This is a genomic window from Streptomyces sp. S6, assembly GCF_054880855.1.
Genome location: NZ_JBTYMC010000539.1, coordinates 1 through 2,440, shown reverse-complemented (window position 1 = coordinate 2,440; position 2,440 = coordinate 1). Strand labels below are relative to the sequence as shown.

Here is a 2,440-nt window from a genome sequence, read left to right as displayed (position 1 = left end):
GGGGGCGACGGTGACCGGCCCGACGGCGCCGCCGCGCGCGTAGGTCCGGCCGCGCGAGAGGCGGCCGGAGTCCAGGGAGGACTCCTCCAGGGAGCGCAGCCACGCGCGGCCCCACCAGGAGTCGGCGAAGGGCGCGCGGCTGCCCTTGGCCGGCGGGAGTGCGTCGAAGGTGCGCGCGGCTTCCTTCCGGGCCGGGATGCGTCTGCTCATCGTCCCGTCCTTCGCAGCGTGACCAGTTCGGCCAGTTCGCTGTCGCTCAGCTCGCTGAAGGCCGCCTCGCCCGAGCCGAGCACCGAGTCGGCCAGTTCCCGCTTCTGCCGGAGCATCTCGGCGACCCGGTCCTCCACGGTGCCCTCGGCGATCAGCTTGTGCACCTGGACCGGCTGGGTCTGTCCGATCCGGTAGGCGCGGTCGGTGGCCTGGTCCTCCACGGCCGGGTTCCACCAGCGGTCGTAGTGGACGACGTGTCCGGCCCGGGTCAGGTTCAGGCCGGTACCGGCGGCCTTGAGGGACAGCAGGAACACCTTCTTCTCGCCGGCCTGGAAGGCGTCGACCATCTCCTCGCGGCGTTTGACCGTGGTGCCTCCGTGCAGGAACAGGGCGTCCACGCCTCGGTCGGCCAGATGGCGTTCGATCAGCGCGCCCATGGCCACGTACTGGGTGAAGACCAGGGCCGATCCGTCCTCGGCCAGGATGGTGTCGAGGAGTTCGTCCAGGAGTTCCAGTTTTCCCGAACGGCCCGGGAGCCTGGCACCCGCGGGCTCCTTCAGGAACTGCGCGGGGTGATTGCAGACCTGCTTCAGGCCGGTGAGCAGCTTCATCACCAAGCCACGCCGGGCGATGCCCTGTTTCTCCTCGATCTCGGCCATGAGCTCGCGCACCAGCGCCTCGTACAGCGACACCTGCTCCGTCGTCAGGGAGACCGGCTGGTCGGTCTCGGTCTTGGGCGGCAGTTCGGGCGCGATGCCCGGATCGGACTTGCGCCGACGCAGCAGGAAAGGGCGGACCAGCGCGGCCAGCCGCTGGGCGGCCTGTTCGTCGCGGTCGCCCTCGACAGCCGTGGCGTAGCGGTCACGGAAGGAGGTGAGCGTGCCGAGCAGGCCGGGGGTGGTCCAGTCGAGCAGTGACCACAGTTCGGACAGGTTGTTCTCGACCGGGGTGCCGGTCAGCGCGACCCGTCCCCGGGAGGGGATCCGGCGCAGGGCCTGGGCGGTGAGCGCGTGCGGGTTCTTGACGTGCTGGGCCTCGTCGGCGACGAGCAGGCCCCAGGGCTGTCCGGTGAGGCGTTCGGTGTCGCGGCGCATGGTCCCGTAGGTGGTCAGGACGAAGCCGCCGTCCGCACCGTCGTCGAGGCCGGCCAGGTCGCGGCCGGGACCGTGGAAGCGGCGCACGGGGGTGGCCGGTGCGAAGCGCCGGATCTCACGCTCCCAGTTGCCGAGCAGCGAGGCGGGGCAGACCACCAGGGTCGGGCCGGCGGTGGTCTTCCGCTCCTGGCGGCGCAGGTGGAGAGCGATCAGGGTCACGGTCTTGCCCAGGCCCATGTCGTCGGCGAGGCAGCCGCCCAGGCCCAGCGAGGTCATCCGGTGCAGCCAGTTCAGGCCACGCAGCTGATAGTCGCGCAGGGTTGCGGCCAGGGCTTTCGGCGGCCCCTGGGGCTCGCGCGCGGCGCGGGCCTCGGGGTCGGCGATCCGGGAGCGCAGTTCCTCCAGTACGCCGGTGGCGGTGACCGCCACCGGCGTGCCGTCCACCTCGACACTGCCGGTCAGCGCGGCGCCCAGGGCGTCGATCGCGGTGAGCGGGGCCGCCTTGGACTGCCTGGTCCGTCGCAGCCGGCGGACCAGTTCCGGGTCCACGACCACCCACTGGTCGCGCAGCCGAACGATCGGCCGGTGTGCCTGGACCAGCCGTTCCAGCTCTTCCTCGGTGAGTTCCCGGTCTCCGAGGGCGACTCGCCAGCGGAAGTCCAGCAGGCCACCGGAGGACAGGAACGACTCGGCCGCGGACTGCGTTCCCTTGCGGTGTACGGGTTCCAGGACACCGGAGGCCGTCAGCTCGCGCACCAGCTCCTTGGGCCAGTGCACGGCGACCCCGGCGGCGGCAAGGCTCTCCGCCGCGTCGCCCAGCAGCGCCTGGGCCTCCTCGTCGGACAACTCCAGGCGGGCCGGGGCGGCGGAGTCCAGCAGCCGTCCGGCCGGAGGCCAGGCGCGGGCGGCCCGGCGCAGCGTCAGCAGCGTGTCCACCTGGGCCCGAGGACCGAACAGTTCGGGGGCGGTGGCGTGGCCGGACCACAGGTCCGCGGCGTCGGCGAGCACCGTGGGATCGGCCAGGCTGCGCAGTTGGACCACGGCCCGGAAGGAGTCCGCGTGGTCCAGCTCCAGCCGCAGCGAGACGGCCAGCCCCGCGTCGCGGCCGGCGGCGACCTCCGCCGCCCAGCCTCGCT

The 2,440-nt window shown here is 72.7% G+C and carries 1 protein-coding gene and 1 pseudogene; both read right to left on the bottom strand.

Going from position 1 to position 2,440, the window contains the following annotated elements; translation table 11 throughout:
* Positions 1-210 (bottom strand): annotated as a pseudogene (locus ACVNF4_RS34900) (SWIM zinc finger family protein); the annotation flags it as partial.
* Positions 207-2,440 (bottom strand): DEAD/DEAH box helicase (locus tag ACVNF4_RS34895; protein ID WP_461806868.1); only part of this gene is annotated, 2,234 nt, incomplete at its 5' end. The gene ACVNF4_RS34895 and the pseudogene ACVNF4_RS34900, both read right to left, overlap by 4 nt.